This is a genomic window from Tunturiibacter psychrotolerans (assembly GCF_051013365.1).
Classification (GTDB): Bacteria; Acidobacteriota; Terriglobia; order Terriglobales; family Acidobacteriaceae; genus Edaphobacter; species Edaphobacter psychrotolerans_A.
On record NZ_CP132941.1, the window covers coordinates 619,310 to 638,023 of the forward strand.

The window sequence follows — 18,714 nt, forward strand, 5'->3', positions numbered from 1 at the left end:
ATCCTGAACCCACAGAGATGGATCAAATCTTTTTTCTTGAATATATTCATCTGAGCATGAAAGTCTCAGCTCCCGCCCTCCTGTGTGCTCTCCTCTTCTCCTCGCTCCTCACTTCGAAGAGTCCCGCACAAACATCTCCCCCAGCCAGCAACGCCACCTGCAAGATCGACAAGACGCCCCCTACCGACGCCGAGCTAGCGTTCTACCGCCAGGACTATAAAAAAGCAGCCGACCTAGCCGCAGCCGCATACAAAGCCGACCCCAAAAGCAGCCGCAGCCGCCAGCTCGAAATCGCCAGTCTCATCGGCCTCGGCAACCTTGACGGAGCCCGAAAAAAGACCGACGCCTGGACTCTCGCCGAGCCAACCAACGCTGTCGCCATCGTCACCGCCGGCGAGCTACGCCACGCGGAAGGAGACTGGATCGAGTCCTACGCACTCATGCTCAAGGCGCTCAAGGCCGACCCCTGTCTCCCCAGTGCCTTCGAGGGGCTCGCCGAATACGAATCACTCAGCGGCTATCACGCCACCGCGCAGAAGCATCTCAACATTGCTCATCAGCTAAGCCCCAACAACGACGACATCCGCCTCGCATGGATCAACTCCCTCAGCCAAGCACAGTCTGTGGCCGAACTCGGCAAATTCATTCAAGACTCCAAAACCCTCGATGACAAGCGCCGCACCAATCTCACTACCAGACTCAACCAGGAAACCTCCGCCCTCAAAAATCCTTGCGAGCTCTCCTCCGCCACCAGCCCCGTCCGAATCCCTATGGCGCCCGTCTACGGTACCGTCGGTATCGACCACTACGGTCTTGAAGTCGCCTTCAACGGACACAAGCGCATCCTCCAGATCGACACTCGAGCCAGCGGCCTCCTCCTCACCCACAACTCATACACCGGCATGGGTCTGCAAAAAGTAAGTTCCTCCCACATGTATGACCCGGGCACTCAGGAATCCGCCGTCGTCGACCTGTTCACCGCCGCGTCAGTTCGTATCGGAAACGTCGAGTTCAAAAACTGCAACGTCACTGCCGTAGACAACACCAGCATCACGAGCGGCGAAGCCGACGCCGGGCAGCGTGTCGATCAAGGTGACGGACTCATCGGCCCCGACATCTTCTCTCGCTATCTCGTCACCCTCGATTACGGCAAGCACGAAGTCCGGCTTGAACCCCTGCCGCAACATCCATCACCTCCACCCGCGCCGCTCGACGCTCTCGGTGGCGATCCTGCAAACGACCTCAGCAGCTTCGACCGCTTCAAAGCGCCAACCATGCAGACCTGGACCAGCATCTATCGCGAAGGGCCTGAGATCATCATGCCCACCGTCATCGACGGCAAGAAGCCCACACTCTTCACCGTCGACACCGGCGCGTCCGCCACCGTCATCGACACCAGCTTCGCCGGCCAGATGAAACACACCAAGGGAAGCACATCCGTCATTGACTTTGCGGGCCTTCGACTCCCTGCCACAGCGATGGACCCGGTTGACCTCGCTCGATTCGACGGAGTTCACGGCATCCTCGGCTATCCCACCCTCCAACAACTCGTCATGCACCTCGACTATCGCGACAACCTGGTCCTGTTCGAAGCACCCAATGGACACAAGTAGAGAAGCGTCCTCTCACCGCCGCTTCCCAGGCGAATCATGCCCGCCCTGATGCAGCACCACGCCCGTCATCGCCCCACTCGCATCAGGCACAAACTCAAGCTCGGCATTCACCTGCGTCTGAAAAAATCTGGGATGCCCATCCTTCACCCCTAGATAGATCACCGGCAGCGCATCCTGTCCCGTCCCCTGAACCGTCAGCCTATCTCCCGCCATCGCCATCGTCAGCGAAAAGCTCGGCGTCAACTCGTAGAGCCCCACAAACTTTGCCAGCTCCTCCTTCGAGATCGCCACCTCCTTTCGCTCACTCGCCAGCTCCACCGGAATGCCCAAAGCGACATCCAGCAACTGCGCCCCCATTGCCCCAGGAGCCGCGCCGTTCACATTACTCAACACCACCACCGCAATACGCTTCTCCGGCACATAAGCAAGGTGCGTATTGAATCCCTCGATCCCGCCCCCATGTTGCACCACCTTCCGCCCACCGTGCTCCGACACAAACACCCCTAACCCATAGCCACCCTTCCCCGCCGTCGTCATCGCCTTCAACGAGGCCTCCGACAGCACCTTCCCACCGAACAGTCCACGCTCCCACTTCAACAGATCTCCCGTCGTCGAATAAATCGACCCAGCCGCCCAGGGCACCGTCATCGACTCCGACCGCGCTACCTCCAACCCCTTCTTCCCCGGCCGATACCCCTCGGCCCGCTTCGCCAAAACCAGCTCATCCGCATCCAGCCCCGAATCCCGCATCCCTAACGGCTCAAAGATCCTCTCCTGCAGCAACTCGCCATAGCTCTTGCCGCTCACCTTCTCGATCACCGCTCCAAGCACCTCGTAGTTCGAGTTGCTGTAGGCAAACTTGCTACCCGGCTCGAAGTCCAATGGCTTATCGCGAAAGAACGCCAGCTCCTCCGTCAACGTATGCGGACTCATCCGCCACACCCCAAACTCCTTCAGGTCTGTAAAGTTCGGAATACCCGACGTGTGCCCCAGCAGATTCGCCAGCGTAATCTTCTCCCACGTCTTCGGCGAGTCAGGCAGGTACTTGCTCACCGGATCTTCAATCTTCAACTTGCCGTCCTGCTGCAGCAGCAGCACCAGCGTCGCAGTAAACTGCTTCGTCAGCGAACCCAGCCGAAACTTCACATCAGGCGCATTCGGAATGCTCCACTCCAGGCTCGCCATCCCATACCCCTTATCCAGCAGGACCGTATCGCCATCCACCACCAACACCGTCCCCATAAACGCATTCTCGGGCGTATAAGACTTTGCCACCACGTCCATTCGGTTCTTCTTCACCACCAAATCACCACCCTGCGCCAGCAAAAAACCACAACCCACCACCATCCCCGCCGCCACAATCAAACGCACCATTGGACTCCCTCCCAGAGAGCCAGACCAGAATACATAAATCGAGTCAAAGGATCGTATTCACCTTCGGCATCCGCAGCGCCGCCTGCACCGTCACCCAACTCAACAAAACCGTACCCAAAAACACAAACAGAAACTTGAAGCCAGCCGCGACAGGCCGATTCAAAACCAGCCGCTGCAACCACAACACAAACACATAGTGCACCAGGTACATCCCGTAGGCGCACCGGCTCATCGAGTTCATCCACCACCGCGGCTTCATCTCAACCCCGCGAAACAAAGCCAGAAAACCAAAGCAACTCGCCACGCAGCTCAGCACCCACAACAACGCCCACACACCTCCCTGTCCTAAGGCTGAAAGCCGGTGCACCACCGTCAGCTGCGGAACTAGCACGAGCGCGTTATACGCCAACGCACATCTTGCGATCCACAGTGGCCAACTCCGCGCCAATCCGCCGTCACGCGCTAAAAGCCCTTCAGAAAAACCAGGCGCGCCAATCAGAAACCCCAATCCAAACCACAGCGCATACAGCCCAACCCGCGAAAGTTGGACCTCCAAAGGAAATCCCCACCAGGCCGAGGGTCCGAAACGTGCCAGCAAAGGCAGAAACACAATCGCCGACAAGAAAAAGCAACCCACAAAGCTCGCGTAGGGTTTGCCCTTCAACCGCAACACGAAGCGTTCGGCTCGCGGCATCCACCGCTGCAATGGAATCACCGCCAACGCTGCTACAACATCGAACCAAAGCAGAACCCAGATAAACCACGGTGGCCCCGCATAAAATCCCCTCTTCGCCAGCATCCTGTAGAAATCCAGAAACCCATGATTGTTAGCCGACAGCTGCCACGACGCATAGCAGGCAATCGGCATCAGGACCACCAGCGCGAAAAGAAACGGCAGACCCAGCCGCCGCAACCGGTCGCGAATAAAGCCCACCGTGCCATGCCTGCGAAGAGCGGGATAGACAAACAGACCCGAGACAAAAAACATCAACGACATAAAAAACACATCGTTGAAGTTCTCCGCATAGTCGAAAAACGCCCACCGCGTTACATCGACTACAGGAGCTGTCGAAGCCCAAAAAGCCTGTTGCGGATCGAAGTGTGCCCAGCTCGTATAAGCAAGGCAGCTATGATGCGCCAGCACCATCAGCGTCAACGTAGTCCGCAGATAATCGATGGAAAGATCACGCTGAGGCGCCGCCTCTCGAATGCCTCCCTGACCGGTACCCAGAACCGCCGGAAAGCCCATAGATCCACCTCATCTCACAACTGATCTCTGTAGTCCGAAGCTACGCGTAGACAACAACGCTTGTTCCACCTGAGCGCCAGCTACCCCAAGGGTAAAGCTCCAAATGTCTTGTCAAGCCCCATCCTCGCGAAAACCCGCGTCAACACAGGAGATTCGCGTGGCGTATTTACCCTGCCCAACTCTCTATAATTGAAGGTAGGAGCCGAGTGTATTCTTCCTTCCTTATAAGCTGAGTGCAGGTAAATCGTTGATTCCAAGTATTTTAGGCGTAACCTATTTGGAATGAATATTTTACAGACACAAACCCGCCGCAACTAGCACAAACCAAAGTACTTTTCTGCAAGATACCCCAAAGGGGGAGGGGGGTACCCGATCAACGCACGCGCCAGATATACTCGCTCCTCGATGACTAACAAGCCTCCAATCCGCGTCCTGGTCGCAAAGCCCGGCCTCGACGGCCACGACCGCGGCGCCAAAATCATCGCCCGAGCCCTCCGCGACGCAGGAATGGAGGTCATCTACACCGGCCTCCGTCAAACCCCCGAGATGATCGTCTCCGCCGCCATCCAGGAGGACGTCGACTGCATCGGCCTCTCCATCCTCTCCGGAGCCCACAACGTCATCGTCCCCCGCATCGCCGCCCTCCTCCGCGAACAGAGGGCCGAAGACATCCTCCTCGTCCTGGGGGGCACCATCCCCGACGAAGATCAGCCAAAATTAAAAGAAAACGGCGTCTCGGCCATCTTCGGACCGGGAACGCCGCTTGAAACCACCATCACCTTCATCCGCGAGAACGTCAAACCTCGCGGCCTTCTCATCAGCTAACGCATCCTTACCAGGGCAGCGGCTTACCAAGGTGAAGAAAGGCACCATTCGGCCCGCTATCCTGCAACGTCGCCAGCTCCACCGAGGTCTTCGCACCGGTCACGATATCCAACTGCGCGCCCTCTCCGCCCATATCCGTCTTCACCCACCCCGGATGGGCCGAGTTCACCTTGATCTTCGTATCCTTCAACTCATGCGCAAGATGAATTGTGAAGGAGTTGAGAGCCGCCTTCGAAGCGTCATACGCAAACGTCTTCGCATCGTAGATGAAAGACCCCGGCGTAGCGTGAAGAGTATTCGAACCCAGAATGCTCGACAGGTTCACAATCCGCCCCCCCAGGCTCTTCTTCAACAGAGGAAGCAGAGCCTGCGTCAGCCCCACCACCGCAAAAAAGTTCGTATTGAACGTCTTCTGCAAAACATCCTTTGAGGTCGTCGACGTCTCATTTGCCTTCCGCCCATCCAGAAAGATTCCAGCATTATTGACCAGAATATCGAGCACGCCGTAATCCTTCTCAATCAGCTTTGCCACAGCCGCATAGTCCGCCGGATTATCCACATCCAACTTCACGGCTCGCGCCTCGACGCCATCCTTCTTCAGCTCGGCAACAGCAGTTTCGCCCTTAGCCTCATCGCGAACGCCAATCAACACCGTGATTCCAAGCTTTCCGAGCTGTCGGGCTGTCTCGAGGCCTATCCCTTTATTACCGCCCGTAATCAGCGCAACCTTCTTATCAGTACTCATCCAACCTCACCTCATCACCGATCTGACTGCAAGCTATCTACACCATCAGATGACCGAGGACTCAAATACGCCGCAAAACGTGCCGCATATTTCGGTGGCAGCGACTGCTTCTTCATATCCTTGCCCACCACGACATGAACAGTCTCACCCTCGCACAGCAACATCCCGTCTTCCACCCGCAGCACCTTATAGCCAAACTTGATCACCGCACCACGTGCAGCCAACAGCCTCGTCTCGACGACCAACTCATCGTCATAGCGAGCCGGCGCACGGTACCGCACATGCACATCCACCACCGCGATCCCACATCCCTCATCCGCTTCCATCCGCTTGTAGTCCAACCCCATGCTGCGGATCAACTCCACCCGCCCCACCTCAAACCAGATCAGGTAGTTCGAGTGATACACCACGCCCATCTGGTCGGTCTCGGCGTACCGCACCCGCACCCCCGCCACCCCTACACGCTTTTCCTCGACAACTTCAATCATCACACCAGTCTATCGAATCAGACGTTGATTCAGATCGATATCCACACCGACAAATTATCGTCGTCCCGTTCCCCAAACCGGTTTCCTCTTCTCAAGAAATGCGGCCACCCCTTCGCGAAAGTCATGAGTCTCCCGTGCTTCTGCGTTGGCCGACAGCGCTTCCGCAATCGCGGTATCCAGCCACACCTTGTTCTGCTTCCTAAGCAGTCGTTTTGTGGCCGCCAATGCTTCAGGACTGTTCGCCTTCAACAACGCCACCAACTCCAGCGTCCGCGCCGCCAGCTGCTCCGGCGGCACAACTTCGTTCACAAGCCCCAGGCGCTCAGCCTCTTCGCTTGTAAAGAGTCGCCCAGTCAGCAACAGATCGCGTGCCGCCTTTTCCCCGATCTGCAACACGAGAAACGCCGAGACGACTGCAGGCACGAACCCGATCTTCACCTCTGTATACCCGAACTTTGCCCCCGGCACCGCCAACGTAAAGTCGCACATGGTCGCCAGCCCTGTCCCCCCCGCTACCGCGGCCCCATGCACTGCCGCAATCGTGGGCTTCGGGAGTTCGTAGAGTGTTCGAAACAGCTTTGCAATTCGTTCAGCATCCGCGGTAAATTCCGCAGCAGACTTGTCATTCATCCCCTGGAGCGAGCTCAAATCCAACCCAGCACAAAACGCCTCGCCCGCGCCTGCAAATACAACCACACTACAATCGCTCGCAGCAGCCTCTTCCATCGCGACAATCAACTCCTGCTGCATCTCAGGCGTCATCGCATTTCGCCGTTCCGGACGATTCAACGTGATCATACGAACTTTGTCTACATCCGTAACTAAAATAGTTACATAATCCACAGATCCTCCAAACCCAGACTTTAAGAATCGCTAGTTTACTGCACCCTCTCCCCGTACTTCCGAGAAATCTCCCCGCTGGCGGCAAGCAGCCCATCGAGCGGCCTCAATGGCCCCAACTCCGCCCCGAAACCCTTCAACTCCGCCAGTAATAGCTCCGTCGCAACATTACCCACTAGCGCATCCTGTGCGAATGGACATCCACCCAAACCCCCAATCGCCGCATCGAATCGCCGGCAACCCGCTTCATAGGCCGCACGAATCTTCGCAGCCGCCTGGTCTGGTCTCGCATGCAGATGCGCCCCAATCTCGATCCCATCATGCACAGCCAGAACATCGGCAATGACATCGCTCACCTGTTTCGGCGTCGCCAGCCCCACCGTATCGGATAGCGAGATCTGCGTCACCCCGTTGTCCGCCAGTAGGTCGCACGCCGCGACAACTTCCTCAACGTCCCAGGCTTCGCCATAAGGATTTCCAAAGGCCATCGAGATATAAGCCACAACATCCAACCCCGCCTTGTACCCCAACGTACCGACCTTCTCCAACTCCTCGAGCGACTCCTCCGGCGTCTGGTTCTGATTGCGCTGCAAGAACGTCGGCGATACCGAATAAGGAAACCCCAGGGTCTGCACACTTCCAGTCTTCACCGCTCGTTCGGCACCTTTCGCATTCACGACGATGCCGATAATCTCCACATCGTCTGGTGGATCCAGATACTCCAGGACCAACTCCGAATCCGCCATCTGCGGCACCGCAGACCGTGAAACAAAGCTCACCGCATCGATATGCTTGAACCCCGCCGCGATCAACACCCGCAGATAGTCCGCCTTCGCCTCCGCCGGCATGTTTTTCGGCAGACCCTGCCAAGCATCCCGCGGACACTCGACAATCTTCACCACATTCGTCGCCACTCTCAACTCCTGAACCGACAAAGCCACTGCCATTAGTTTTGCGTCGCTATTCTAAGGGAAGCGAAGAGGCCTTGTTACGTTTGCAAGACACCAGGATTAAACCGTGGCACCTCAGCATTCAGACTTGCCGCTTCCAGCGCCGTTATAAGCACTTCCCTTGTCTTCTCCGGATCAATAATCGCATCGATCCAAAGTCTTGCCGCCCCATACCTCGGATCGGCCTGCGCATCATACGAAGATTTAATCTCGTCATACAACGCCTTCTTGTCCGCCTCCGAGAGCACTTTCCCTCCACGCTCCATCTGCTTCGCCCTAACCTCCGCCAGCGTATTCGCGGCCGAAGCCCCACTCATCACCGCGTATCGCGCCGTTGGCCATGCAAACAGAAACCGCGGATCGTAAGCCTTTCCGCACATCGCGTAGTGCCCTGCCCCAAAACTCCCCCCAACAATCACCGTAATCTTAGGCACCACGGATGTCGACACGGCCGAGACCATCTTTGCTCCCGCACGAATAATTCCACTCCACTCCGCGTCCTTCCCCACCATGAATCCGTTCACATCATGCAAAAAAATCAGCGGAATCAAACTCTGGTTGCAATCCATAATGAACCGCGCCGCTTTCTGTGCACTTTCTGTATAAATCACCCCGCCAAACTCCGTCCGCTTCTCCCCTGCCTGAGGTCCCACAGCCACCGTCTGCGACTGATGCATCTTCTGGTTCGCCACGATTCCCACCGCCCGGCCCCCAATCCGGGCATACCCACACAACACCGTTCGCCCAAACTCCGCCTTGTATTCATCGAACTCGCTGCGGTCCACAATCCGCGCGATCACCTCCCGCATATCGTAAACATTGCTGGCAGCCTTCGCAGGATCGGGATCGATCAATCCATACAGATCCTCCACGGCATACTTCGGAGCATCCTTCGCAGAATCGTAATCGACCACGCTGAAAGGGGCCTTTGCGGGCAAACCGATCTTCCCCACCAAAGAGCGTAACCTCGCAAGACACAGATGATCGTTCGGCTCCTTAAAGTCCACAGTTCCCGAGATCTCCGCATGCATCGAAGCCCCACCCAGCTCCTCGGCCTCTGTCTTCTGACCAATCGCTGCCTGCACCAGCGAAGGCCCAGCCAGAAACAACCCGCTACCCTCAGTCATCAACACCGTATCGGTCATCACCGGCAGATACGCGCCCCCCGCGACGCACATCCCCATGATCGCCGTAATCTGCGGCACTCCCAGCGAGCTCATCACCGCGTTGTTACGAAACACTCTGCCAAAATCGTCCGTATCCGGAAACACATCCTCCTGCAGCGGCAAAAACACACCTGCCGAATCCACCAGATACAGCGTCGGGATTCGGTTCTCCAGCGCAATCGTCTGTGCTCGCAGCACTTTCTTCGCCGTCATGGGAAAGAACGCGCCTGCCTTCACTGTCGCGTCGTTCGCTACGATCATGCACAGCCGCCCACTCACCCGCCCTAGGCCCGTCACCACCCCCGCTGCCGGCGCACCTCCATACTCGCCATACATCCCATGCGCCGCCCACAGCCCCAACTCGAGAAACGCACTGCCCTCATCCAACAGCAACGCCAATCGCTCCCGCACCGTCAGCCGCCCCTTGGCCTTCTGAGCCTCAGCAGCCTTCGCTCCGCCGCCCAGCCGAATCTCATCCTCTTCCGTCCGCAACGCTGCCATCAGCACCTTTAGTGCCGCCCGATTCGCACCAAACCGAGGCGCCTTCACATCCAACTTCGACACCAACGCACTCTCCAACTTCAAATCCTCCGCCATTCACAAACTTGTCTGCATAGCATCTTAGTCACACATTACGTTCACCGTCTCGCCCAAACCCATGTAGGCTATCTTCGAACTGAATCCTGACCTTTTCCATGGAGAGACGGAATGACCATCCTCACTCGACTCGCATCTCTGATCCTGATCTCCAGCTCACTCGTCTCAACTGTCCACGGCGCCGCGCAAAACACCCTGACCGACTTGGACAAATCCATCGATCTCTCCGTCGGAAGTCACGTCAAGGTCGAACGTCTCCTCACCGACCTTCAGGCATCCGTTGCGAAACACAACACCGCCGCCGTCGCTGCCCTCGTCCACTACCCCATCAAGGTCAACCCCGGCAAACACCCGATCACCATTAAGACCCCAAAGGCTTTCATCAAGGACTACGACAGCATCATCACACACGACATCTCCGACGTAATCCTCAAGCAGAAATACGAAGCTCTCTTCGTGAACTCTCAGGGAGTCATGCTCGGTGACGGCGAGGTTTGGATCACGAGCTTCTGCCTCGACAAAAACTGCAAAAACTCCGACATAAAAATCGGCACCATCCAGGACACGAAAAACCTCAAACCATAGCGGCACCTGCTAAAAAAGAACATGCCCATCACTCCAGGCCCTCAAGATGCACTCCTGGTCATCGACGTCCAGAACGATTTCATGCCGGGCGGCACATTACCCGTCACAGACGGCGACGCCGTAGTCCCCACCATCAACGCCCTCGCAAAGAAGTTTGACCACGTCATCCTCACCCAGGACTGGCACCCACACCAACACATCTCCTTCGCTACAACCCACGACAAGCAGCCCTACGAGACCATCAACGTCGCCTACGGCTATCAGACTCTCTGGCCAGAACACGTCCTGCAACACACCGAAGGAGCAGCCTTCCACCCAGCCCTCCACATTCCCCACGCCGAACTCATCCTCCGCAAAGGCTTCCGCCCCCACATCGACAGCTACTCAGCATTCCTCGAAAACGACCACACTACGCCAACAGGCCTCGCCGGATATCTTCGCGAACGAGAACTCTCCCGCCTGTTCCTTTGCGGCCTTGCTTACGACTTTTGTGTCCGATACTCCGCCCTTGATGGCAAATCACTAGGCTTCGAAACGATCGTGATCGAAGACGCCACTCGCTCCGTCGATTTACCTGGCTCGGTAAGCGCAACAAACGCGGCCTTTGCAGACGCGAATATCCTTCGCATCCAATCCACAGAGCTACGGCTCCGCTAATTAGCTGGCTTGATCCCTTGAAATCCCTTGAAGTCCCAACTCCTCGGCCCGCGCCTGCATCGCCTTCAGACAATTTCCCACATGTTCGTCCACGCTTAGCCCCAGCAGCTCTGCCCCACCTATGATGTCCTCTCGCAGCACTGCCCGCGCAAACGCCTTATCTTTCATCTTCTTCTTCACTCCAGCAACTTCAACGTCGTGAATCGACTTCGAAGGCTTCACCAGTGCACAGGCCGTCAGAAAACCCGCAAGCTCATCGCAGGCAAATAAAGCCTTATCGAGATGCGACTCCCGCGGCGTCCCTGAGTAATCCGCATGCGCCAGAATCGCATGCAGCACATCCTCAGACCATCCCAACTCACGCAAATGGTTCACACCAACAAACGGATGCTCCTCCAAAGTCGGATGCCGTTCATAGTCCATGTCGTGCAGCAGTCCCACACTCGCATATCTTTCTACAAACGCAGACGCGTCCTCACCCGTTAGGCCTAGCCGTGAGGCCTCCATCATGCCGTACGCCTCGGTACATATCGACACCGCCTGCCCATGCTTCCGCAGGCTCTCGCCCTTGGTCCATTCTTCTAGCAGCGCCAGCGCGTTCATCCTTCCAAAGCCATCGCTCATTCGGAAACTCCTCGTTCCAATCTAACGCCGACGCCTATCCGCTTCCGGACAACGAGGCAAGTTACCAATTTGGTTCCTTTCCGGTTTTTTTAGGTTTTTGTGGATTTGTCTGCGGTTTTTTTGTTGACTCACCCGAGTCCCAGTGTCAATCTAGGCACATCATATGTTCCGTTATCGGACATGTGCTGGGTCCTTGCTCTGGGTCCCTTCGCAACAACAAAACTTATGGCAACCATGATGGCACCTGTCGAACAGCGTGAGGTACTGCGTTGCGACCACTGTAGTTTGGTGCAGTTTCGGACAGCAAATGCGCTGTGCCGCCGCTGCCACAAATGCTTAGAGGTCGAAGAGCCCGAACCGGCTCCGGCACCATTGGCGCTGGTTCCCCCACCCACAACCCAAGAAGGCGGCCTGCAAGTAGCCCACGCTGTTCGCGACCTGCGCCACGTGCGCAATCTCTCGCAGCGCCAACTCGCAGCTCGCATGGGAGTGCCACGCACCTATATCTCCAAAATTGAAAATGGCAAGGCCATGCCGACTCTGTCGTCTCTGGATCGTCTCGCACGTGCCCTCCAGGTCGACATCTCCGCCCTGCTGCGCGACTCCAACACTCGCCATCGCGACGAGACGGCAGTCCTCATGACTGATCCCTTCCTCGCCGAGATCGCGATGTACACCTCGCAGCTTGACGATCTACAACGTTCCATCTTCCTCAACCACGTTCGCGAACTAGCCGCCGGACGTCGTCGTACGGCCTAATTCCGGTTAGCTCGTAATAACCTCCTGGGAGAGCACCACTGCCATGGTGATGCTCTCCTCTCCGCTCTATCCTCTTTTTCAATCAGTCTGTGACTGGTCTGCGTCGGCATCGCTTTTATCCAGGCGTCAGAACGAATCCTGCCCTCGCCTTGCAGCCGTTCAATTCCGTTCCCAATTCAGAAGGCCGCTAAACCCTCTGCAATCGGTAGATGCACTGGTTCGCAAACTCGCGGAAGACTTCGACTAGGGATTACCATAACCGGCTTTGTTTTTCCGGCTTCCCCAAAACCGGGGCGGTTGATTGCGCGCCCATCAACGGTGTGCTAGCGTCAATATCTGCGAGGTCGCTTTGCGCGCATCAACTCCCCCATCGGACTCCAGCCGCGTCCCAAACCGCAGCCATGAACTCTCTGCCGACGAGCTGAGCATCTACCGACAGCTAGATCCGGCGAAAATTCCTCAGCACGTGGCCATCATTATGGACGGCAATGGGCGCTGGGCCGGCAAACGAGCCCTCAAACGCTTTCTCGGCCACCAAAAAGGTGCCGAGTCAGTCCAGTTCGTCGTAGAAACCGCCTCCCGTATCAACCTGCCGTGGCTGACTCTCTACGCCTTCTCGCTTGAAAACAACTTGCGCCGCCCCAAGTCCGAAGTCAGCTTCCTCATGAAGCTCCTCAAGAGCTACCTCGTCGGCAACGTCAAGCGGATGAACGACAACAACGTCCGCATGGCTTACATCGGTAGAACTCACGACTTGCCTCAGGAAGTGCAGGACACCATGCAGTGGGCCTCAGAAGCCACCGCAAAAAACACTGGCACCACTCTCACCCTGGCCCTCAACTACGGAGCCCGTTCCGAGATCGTCGACGCCGTCCGCTCGCTCCTCACCGACCTCACCACCGAAGCCCACACCCGTGGCTGCTCCGTCGATGACCTCCTCGGCGCCGGCGCCCTCGAGTCCCTCGACGAGTCCAGCATCGCCCGCGCTCTCTACACCGCGCACATGCCCGACCCCGACCTCGTCATTCGCACCTCCGGCGAGCAGCGCATCTCCAACTTCCTTCTCTGGCAAATAGCCTACTCCGAGATCTTCGTCACCGACCGCCTCTGGCCCGACTTCAACGGGCTGCATCTGCTCGAAGCCATCAACGCCTACCAGCATCGCGAGCGCCGCTTTGGTGGTCTGGGCGAAAGCTTCACCGACGAAGACCTCAATAACCTCGAGCCCGCCGAAGAAGTAGCCGCAGAGATCAAGGACCACCTCATCCCCAAATCGGACGCCAAAGCCGAGAGCAAATCAGAAGCAAAGCCCGACGTCGTCCTCACCCGCCGCTAGCCTAAAGCAGCCCGCCCGGACCGTCAGAATCAACGGTCTCGGGCCGCTGTTTCAATCCACGCACAAACTCCCCGAGCGCCGGACGAATCGCCGCAAACATCGGGTCGTTCCGCTGCATCAGAGCCACCTCGGAGAACAGCTTCAGCCCAACTCCCAACGAAGCAACCGTGTCATTATCAAATGGCAACCGAGTCTGCATCCGCTCGACAATCCCCAGAATATCGTCATGATTCGCCGCCTCGAACGAGAGCGTCCGTCCTTCCACCGGCTCGCCCTTCGCTCCAGTCAGCGCCTCAACCGTGATCTTGAAACGATAAGAGTTCATATCAAGCCCTCTCAATCTGTTTCGCCGCCGCGTCGATGATGTCGGTGATCGCGTGAATCTGACCTGTCGTTAGTGGACCTTTCTTCATCCGCAGCGCCATACGAAAGTTCTCCACCGCGCGTTCGATCTGAGGCGAACGATCACTCCCCTGCTCGCTGCGAGCCCGGTCCATCCGTGCGAAGATTGCTTCCACGGCTGTCTTGTTTTCTGCCAGCGACTTCGATCCCTCTTCGGTGATCGTATAAAGCTTCCGTGCCCCGTCGGACACCACGGTCGCATGGCCCATCTCCTCAAGCATTGTCAGCATCGGATACACCACGCCCGGGCTCGGAGCATACATACCACCCAGTCGTTCCTGGATCGACTTGATGATCTCGTACCCATGGCTTGGCTTCTCCGCAATCTGCTGCAAGATCACGTAGCGAAGATCGCCCGCACCGAAGAATCGCATCGGCCCTCCGCGTCCACCGCGAAAGCCATGTCGCCCTCCACCAAAATCACCAAATCCACCTCGTTGATCGTCCCTGTGCCTCTCACCACGGCCATCTTCTCTGCCGCAGCAACCTCTGTTGTAGTGTTCAAATAGTTTTCTCATAACGAAATAGTACAAAGATATATCTTGATAAGTCAAGATATTAAATAAAGCAGTCTATTCAAGCCTCGATATATTCTGTTCAAGACTTCATGAAACGCATTCTGACCGCCGTAGTCCTCATCCTCGCTGTCTTTGCCTTGATCTTCTTCGGCCAGCTCTGGATGATCACGCTATTTGCCGCCATCGTCGCCGAACTGGCCGCCTATGAGTACCTCAAGCTGGCCGCAGTCGGCGCCGAGGCTCACGGGGCAAAACTCCGCATCCCCATCTGGTGGATGGCCCTCGGCACCGCCCTCGCCTTCATCGTCACCCTGCCCAACTTCCCCGTCGAAGACCAGCTCCCGGTTCTAAGCGCCCTCACCCTTGCACTCTTCGCTTGGAACGGCTTCCGCGCCCCCCTCAGTCAGGTCCTTCCCGACACCGCGCAGGGACTCTTCGGCCTCATCTACATCGCCTACCCTCTAACGTTGGTTCCTCTCCTTTGGAAACAGGAAGATGGTCCTGCCCTTGTCCTCTTCCTGATGGTCTGCGTCTGGGTCGGCGACACCGCGGCACTCTACATCGGTCGCGCCTTTGGCAAACGCAAACTCGCTCCTCGTCTGAGTCCCGGCAAGACCTGGGCGGGCTCGATCGCCTCCATCGCCGGAAGCATAGTCGCCGCTGGCATCGTCATCGCCATCGCCGACACCCTCACTGCCCACGGCAACACCATCCTCCATATCTCAGAGCCTCTCTGGCAATCGCTGCTCCTTGCCGCGATCCTCAATATAGCCGCCCAACTTGGTGACCTCCTCGAGTCCGCCATCAAACGCGGCGCAGGCGTCAAGGACTCCGGAACCATGCTTCCCGGCCACGGCGGCATCCTCGACCGTATCGACGCCCTCCTCCTCGCCGCGCCGGTGCTCTGGTACATCCTGCTCCTCAAAGACTACTTCGGCCTCGGCCGCTTCTAGTCCCACGCCGCTCAATCCGCCAGCATGAACTCGCGAGTAACGTAGGATCAAGGTCTAATTGCCTGTGCCTAAAAAAGATTTCTTGAGGAGCGACTGTGACCCAGAGCTCCTACGGCTGCCTTACGCTGCATTCAAATATTGCCCAGCTCTTGATATCTTTTGCGCCTGTTTTGCCTTATGATTCTCGCCTCTCCAGCTATTCGCTTTTCATAGTCCAGAACCGGCATCTCAAACTTCTTTGATCCTGAACTGTTAGCGTGGCAAAAATGATCCCTCTGGAAAAGCCCCCCGCTTTTTGGAATCACTCCTCCTCTAAATCCGATCACATCGGTTCTGAGAGGTCTCAAGCACATTTAAAACATCTGGGTAGGTTTGCAGCGATCCTCTTGGGCATGACAACGATATTCTGCAGTCCCGTCAATACCCGAGTGCTGGCAAAAACCGGCCAGGCAGCGGACTCGAAACCGTCCACTGCCATCGATCCAGATGCCATGGACGCCCTCAACAAGATGGGGACTTACCTCCGTTCGCTCAAAGCGTTACAGGTCGATTCAGAGTCATCGAACGATGATGTTCTCGACGATGGAGAAATCATCACAGATACAAGAACGAGCACTTTATTGGCTGTGAGTCCAAATCTTCTCCGCGCAGAGCTGAAAGGCGACGACAGAAACACCTTCCTTTTCTACGACGGCAAAAATTTTACCGTCTATGGCAAGCTCCTCAACTACTACGCCACCGTTCCAGCCCCGCCCACAACCGCCAAATTGGTAGATCAGATCTATAACGAGTACGGCATCGAAATTCCTTTGGTCGATCTCTTCAAGTGGGGAAATGACGAAGCTGCCATCAAAAAAATCACCTCGGCCATAGACGTCGGCCCCAGCACGGTCAAGGGCACCACCTGCGAACACTATGCCTTTCGTCAAGAGGGTATCGATTGGCAGATCTGGATCCAGTTGGGAGACTTCCCGCTTCCACGAAAGTTCGTCATCAGAACCCTTACCGACGATGCCAGGCCAGAACACACCTCTACCCTCGTCTGGAACCTAACCCCCTCTTATAACGACGCGACCTTCACCTTCGATCCGCCGCAAGGTGCCGAGCGCATCCCACTCAAAGACCTTAACGCCGACACCACAAAGAAAGCCCAGTAAAGGAGACCTATGAAGCGATCCAGTCTTTTCCTCACTCTTTTCTTCGTGGCCGCTCTGGTCTTCAGCACCCATCTCTCGGCGCAAAGGCGCGGTGGCGGTGGTGGAGGGTACCGCGGCGGTGGTGGCGGTCATGCGACCCGCAGCACAGCCAACAGCAGCGTCAATCGCAACTACAACAACAACACCAACGTGAATCGGAACTACAACAACAACGTCAACGTCAATCGCAACGTCAACGTTAACGTCAACAACAGCTACCACGGCGGTGGCTATTATGGAGGCGGCTACTATGGCGGAGGCTGCTGTTACCACCCCGTTGCTGTAGCTGCGGCCGTTACAGCCACAGCCGTCGTCACGGCTGCCGTCGTTGGTTCGATAGTTAACAGTCCACCATCAGGGTGCGTCACGACCATCGTCAACGGACTCGCTTACCAACAGTGCGGCAGTACCTGGTATCAACCCCAAATGGCCGGCACCACAACCACCTACGTAGTGGTCAATCCACCAAGATGACCCAGTTTTATCTTCAACAAACAAAATGATCACAGTCGAAGCGAAGGTCTCTCTGATGGAGAGGCCTTTTGCTTCACACCATCTTTCGAAGATCGCCGCTCAACCCGCCGCACAATGACCTGCAACATCTCCCCCACAAACTCTGCGAAAATAAAGCTTGTGAAAAAGTTAGCGATCCTAGGCTCGACCGGCTCGATCGGCCACAGCACTCTCTCTATCTGCGAATCCTTCTCCGACCGCTACCAGGTCATCTCCCTCGCTGCCGGCAAAAACATCGACGACGCATTCACTCAGTGCCTCCGCTGGCGCCCAAAGGTCATCTCCCTCGCGACAGAGTCGTTAGCCGAAAGCCTGAAATCCCGCCTCAAAGCCGAAGGCATCACCGGCATCGAAGTGGTTCACGGCACCGCCGGAAGCATCCACGTTGCAACCCTGCCTGAGGTCAACTTCGTCGTCTCGGCAATCGTCGGTGTAGCCGGTCTCGAAGCCACCTACGCCGCAGTCTGCTCCGGCAAGACGATCGGACTCGCCAACAAGGAGTGCCTCGTAGCCGCGGGCGAGCTCATCATCGCCGCCGCGAAGCAACACAATGTCGCTCTCCTCCCCATCGACTCAGAGCACAACGCTGTCCACCAGTGCATGCGCGGTGGCACCGCCGCAGAGGTCAGACAGATCTGGCTTACCGCCTCGGGTGGTCCCTTCCGCAACACCCCCATCGCCGAATTCGAGCACATCACTCCGCAACAAGCTCTCAAGCACCCCACCTGGGTCATGGGCCAGCGCATCACCATCGACTCCGCCACCATGATGAACAAGGGCTTCGAGGTCATCGAAGCCTGTCGACTCTTCAATCTGCCTGCCAAACAGGTCCGCACCACCATCCACCCCCAATCCACCGTCCACTCTCTGGTCGAGTTCGTCGACGGCAGCATCCTCGCCCAGATCTCCGTCACCGACATGCGCCTCCCCATTCTCTACGCCCTCGCCTACCCAGAGCGCGTCGCCGTCACCGAAAAAGAATCCCTCACCTTCGACCTCACCACGCTTTCCCAATTGGACTTCTCCCAACCCGACCTCACCCGTTTCCCCTGCCTCCGCCTAGCCTACGAGGCAGCAGAAGCCGGAGGCAACGCCTGCATCGCCCTCAATGCCGCAGACGAGATCGCCGTCGCCGCCTTCCTCGAAGGACGTATCCCCTTCCTAGGCATCCCGCGTACAATAGAAGCTGTGCTGCAGCTAACTTCCGGCAAATCTCCGGCGTCTATCCTCGATGTGCTTGATGCAGATCTTGCCGCGCGTGCTTGTGCGCGCGAAGTGATTGCCCGCCAGTTCACCGGCGCCCGACGGTAGCAAAACCGAAACA

The 18,714-nt window shown here is 57.1% G+C and carries 21 protein-coding genes; 10 read left to right on the forward strand and 11 right to left on the reverse strand.

The window, feature by feature from the left end:
- The first annotated feature begins 56 nt into the window (after window positions 1-56).
- On the forward strand, window positions 57-1,613 hold the full coding sequence (locus RBB76_RS02535) for a hypothetical protein (RefSeq protein WP_429632954.1): 1,557 nt from the start codon (window positions 57-59) through the stop codon (window positions 1,611-1,613).
- A 12-nt stretch (window positions 1,614-1,625) separates the two neighbouring features.
- Here the strand turns inward: RBB76_RS02535 and RBB76_RS02540 are convergent, their stop codons facing one another.
- Both RBB76_RS02540 and RBB76_RS02545 read right to left on the reverse strand, forming a co-directional pair.
- Window positions 1,626-2,987, reverse strand: coding sequence for a serine hydrolase (locus tag RBB76_RS02540; protein WP_429632952.1), 1,362 nt, complete (start codon window positions 2,985-2,987; stop codon window positions 1,626-1,628).
- 43 nt (window positions 2,988-3,030) lie between these two features.
- Window positions 3,031-4,236 carry an acyltransferase family protein gene (locus RBB76_RS02545; protein WP_429632951.1) on the reverse strand — a complete coding sequence of 402 codons (1,206 nt, stop codon included), beginning with the start codon at window positions 4,234-4,236 and terminating at the stop codon, window positions 3,031-3,033.
- 405 nt (window positions 4,237-4,641) lie between these two features.
- Between RBB76_RS02545 and RBB76_RS02550 the strand changes: the two genes are divergently transcribed.
- Window positions 4,642-5,061, forward strand: a complete 420-nt coding sequence (locus tag RBB76_RS02550; protein ID WP_429632949.1) for a cobalamin B12-binding domain-containing protein — start codon at window positions 4,642-4,644, stop codon at window positions 5,059-5,061.
- Window positions 5,062-5,068: 7 nt separating this feature from the next.
- On the opposite strand, the gene RBB76_RS02555 is transcribed toward RBB76_RS02550, so the two are convergent.
- The 5 genes from RBB76_RS02555 to RBB76_RS02575 are packed head-to-tail and all read right to left on the reverse strand — an operon-like array spanning window position 5,069 to window position 9,847.
- The gene (locus tag RBB76_RS02555; protein ID WP_429632947.1) at window positions 5,069-5,806 is read right to left on the reverse strand and encodes an SDR family oxidoreductase; all 738 of its coding nucleotides are present in this window, start codon (window positions 5,804-5,806) and stop codon (window positions 5,069-5,071) included.
- 14 nt (window positions 5,807-5,820) lie between these two features.
- The gene (locus tag RBB76_RS02560) at window positions 5,821-6,294 is read right to left on the reverse strand and encodes an acyl-CoA thioesterase (RefSeq protein WP_429632945.1); all 474 of its coding nucleotides are present in this window, start codon (window positions 6,292-6,294) and stop codon (window positions 5,821-5,823) included.
- Window positions 6,295-6,348: 54 nt separating this feature from the next.
- Complete coding sequence (locus RBB76_RS02565) at window positions 6,349-7,137, reverse strand: enoyl-CoA hydratase/isomerase family protein (RefSeq protein ID WP_429632943.1); 789 nt, start codon at window positions 7,135-7,137, stop codon at window positions 6,349-6,351.
- A gap of 35 nt (window positions 7,138-7,172) precedes the next feature.
- On the reverse strand, window positions 7,173-8,081 hold the full coding sequence (locus RBB76_RS02570; protein ID WP_429632941.1) for a hydroxymethylglutaryl-CoA lyase: 909 nt from the start codon (window positions 8,079-8,081) through the stop codon (window positions 7,173-7,175).
- A 41-nt stretch (window positions 8,082-8,122) separates the two neighbouring features.
- Window positions 8,123-9,847 (reverse strand): acyl-CoA carboxylase subunit beta, encoded by a 1,725-nt coding sequence (locus RBB76_RS02575; RefSeq protein WP_429632939.1) that lies wholly within the window; start codon window positions 9,845-9,847, stop codon window positions 8,123-8,125.
- A gap of 111 nt (window positions 9,848-9,958) precedes the next feature.
- Here RBB76_RS02575 and RBB76_RS02580 point away from each other — a divergent pair, with 111 nt between their 5' ends.
- Together RBB76_RS02580 and pncA are read left to right on the forward strand one after the other, a co-directional pair.
- Window positions 9,959-10,432, forward strand: a complete 474-nt coding sequence (locus tag RBB76_RS02580) for a hypothetical protein (protein WP_429632937.1) — start codon at window positions 9,959-9,961, stop codon at window positions 10,430-10,432.
- A 21-nt stretch (window positions 10,433-10,453) separates the two neighbouring features.
- The gene (gene pncA / locus RBB76_RS02585; protein ID WP_429632935.1) at window positions 10,454-11,089 is read left to right on the forward strand and encodes a bifunctional nicotinamidase/pyrazinamidase; all 636 of its coding nucleotides are present in this window, start codon (window positions 10,454-10,456) and stop codon (window positions 11,087-11,089) included.
- Here pncA and RBB76_RS02590 read toward each other — a convergent pair whose 3' ends face one another.
- Complete coding sequence (locus RBB76_RS02590; protein ID WP_429632933.1) at window positions 11,090-11,713, reverse strand: HAD family hydrolase; 624 nt, start codon at window positions 11,711-11,713, stop codon at window positions 11,090-11,092.
- 225 nt (window positions 11,714-11,938) lie between these two features.
- On the opposite strand from RBB76_RS02590, the gene RBB76_RS02595 reads away from it, so the two are divergent.
- On the forward strand, window positions 11,939-12,472 hold the full coding sequence (locus RBB76_RS02595; RefSeq protein ID WP_183978822.1) for a helix-turn-helix domain-containing protein: 534 nt from the start codon (window positions 11,939-11,941) through the stop codon (window positions 12,470-12,472).
- A 349-nt stretch (window positions 12,473-12,821) separates the two neighbouring features.
- Window positions 12,822-13,808 carry an isoprenyl transferase gene (locus tag RBB76_RS02600; protein ID WP_429632931.1) on the forward strand — a complete coding sequence of 329 codons (987 nt, stop codon included), beginning with the start codon at window positions 12,822-12,824 and terminating at the stop codon, window positions 13,806-13,808.
- A gap of 1 nt (window position 13,809) precedes the next feature.
- On the opposite strand, the gene RBB76_RS02605 is transcribed toward RBB76_RS02600, so the two are convergent.
- Genes RBB76_RS02605 through RBB76_RS02615 form a run of 3 tightly spaced genes read right to left on the reverse strand, consistent with a single transcriptional unit; the run spans window position 13,810 to window position 14,715 of the window.
- Window positions 13,810-14,133: a DUF3861 domain-containing protein gene (locus RBB76_RS02605; RefSeq protein WP_429632929.1), complete on the reverse strand. Its 324-nt coding sequence runs from the start codon at window positions 14,131-14,133 to the stop codon at window positions 13,810-13,812.
- A 1-nt stretch (window position 14,134) separates the two neighbouring features.
- Window positions 14,135-14,584 (reverse strand): PadR family transcriptional regulator, encoded by a 450-nt coding sequence (locus RBB76_RS02610; RefSeq protein WP_429632927.1) that lies wholly within the window; start codon window positions 14,582-14,584, stop codon window positions 14,135-14,137.
- A complete protein-coding gene (locus tag RBB76_RS02615; RefSeq protein ID WP_429632925.1) occupies window positions 14,548-14,715 on the reverse strand; it encodes a hypothetical protein in 168 nt (55 codons plus the stop codon). Before RBB76_RS02615 ends, RBB76_RS02610 begins: the two co-directional genes overlap by 37 nt.
- A gap of 102 nt (window positions 14,716-14,817) precedes the next feature.
- On the opposite strand from RBB76_RS02615, the gene RBB76_RS02620 reads away from it, so the two are divergent.
- The 4 genes from RBB76_RS02620 to RBB76_RS02635 all read left to right on the forward strand — a co-directional run bounded on the left by RBB76_RS02620 (window position 14,818) and on the right by RBB76_RS02635 (window position 18,701).
- Window positions 14,818-15,681, forward strand: a complete 864-nt coding sequence (locus RBB76_RS02620) for a phosphatidate cytidylyltransferase (protein ID WP_429632923.1) — start codon at window positions 14,818-14,820, stop codon at window positions 15,679-15,681.
- A 392-nt stretch (window positions 15,682-16,073) separates the two neighbouring features.
- The gene (locus RBB76_RS02625; protein WP_429632921.1) at window positions 16,074-16,838 is read left to right on the forward strand and encodes a DUF2092 domain-containing protein; all 765 of its coding nucleotides are present in this window, start codon (window positions 16,074-16,076) and stop codon (window positions 16,836-16,838) included.
- A gap of 9 nt (window positions 16,839-16,847) precedes the next feature.
- Window positions 16,848-17,351 carry a hypothetical protein gene (locus RBB76_RS02630; protein WP_429632919.1) on the forward strand — a complete coding sequence of 168 codons (504 nt, stop codon included), beginning with the start codon at window positions 16,848-16,850 and terminating at the stop codon, window positions 17,349-17,351.
- Window positions 17,352-17,510: 159 nt separating this feature from the next.
- Window positions 17,511-18,701 (forward strand): 1-deoxy-D-xylulose-5-phosphate reductoisomerase, encoded by a 1,191-nt coding sequence (locus RBB76_RS02635; RefSeq protein WP_429632917.1) that lies wholly within the window; start codon window positions 17,511-17,513, stop codon window positions 18,699-18,701.
- The last annotated feature ends 13 nt before the right edge of the window (window positions 18,702-18,714 follow it).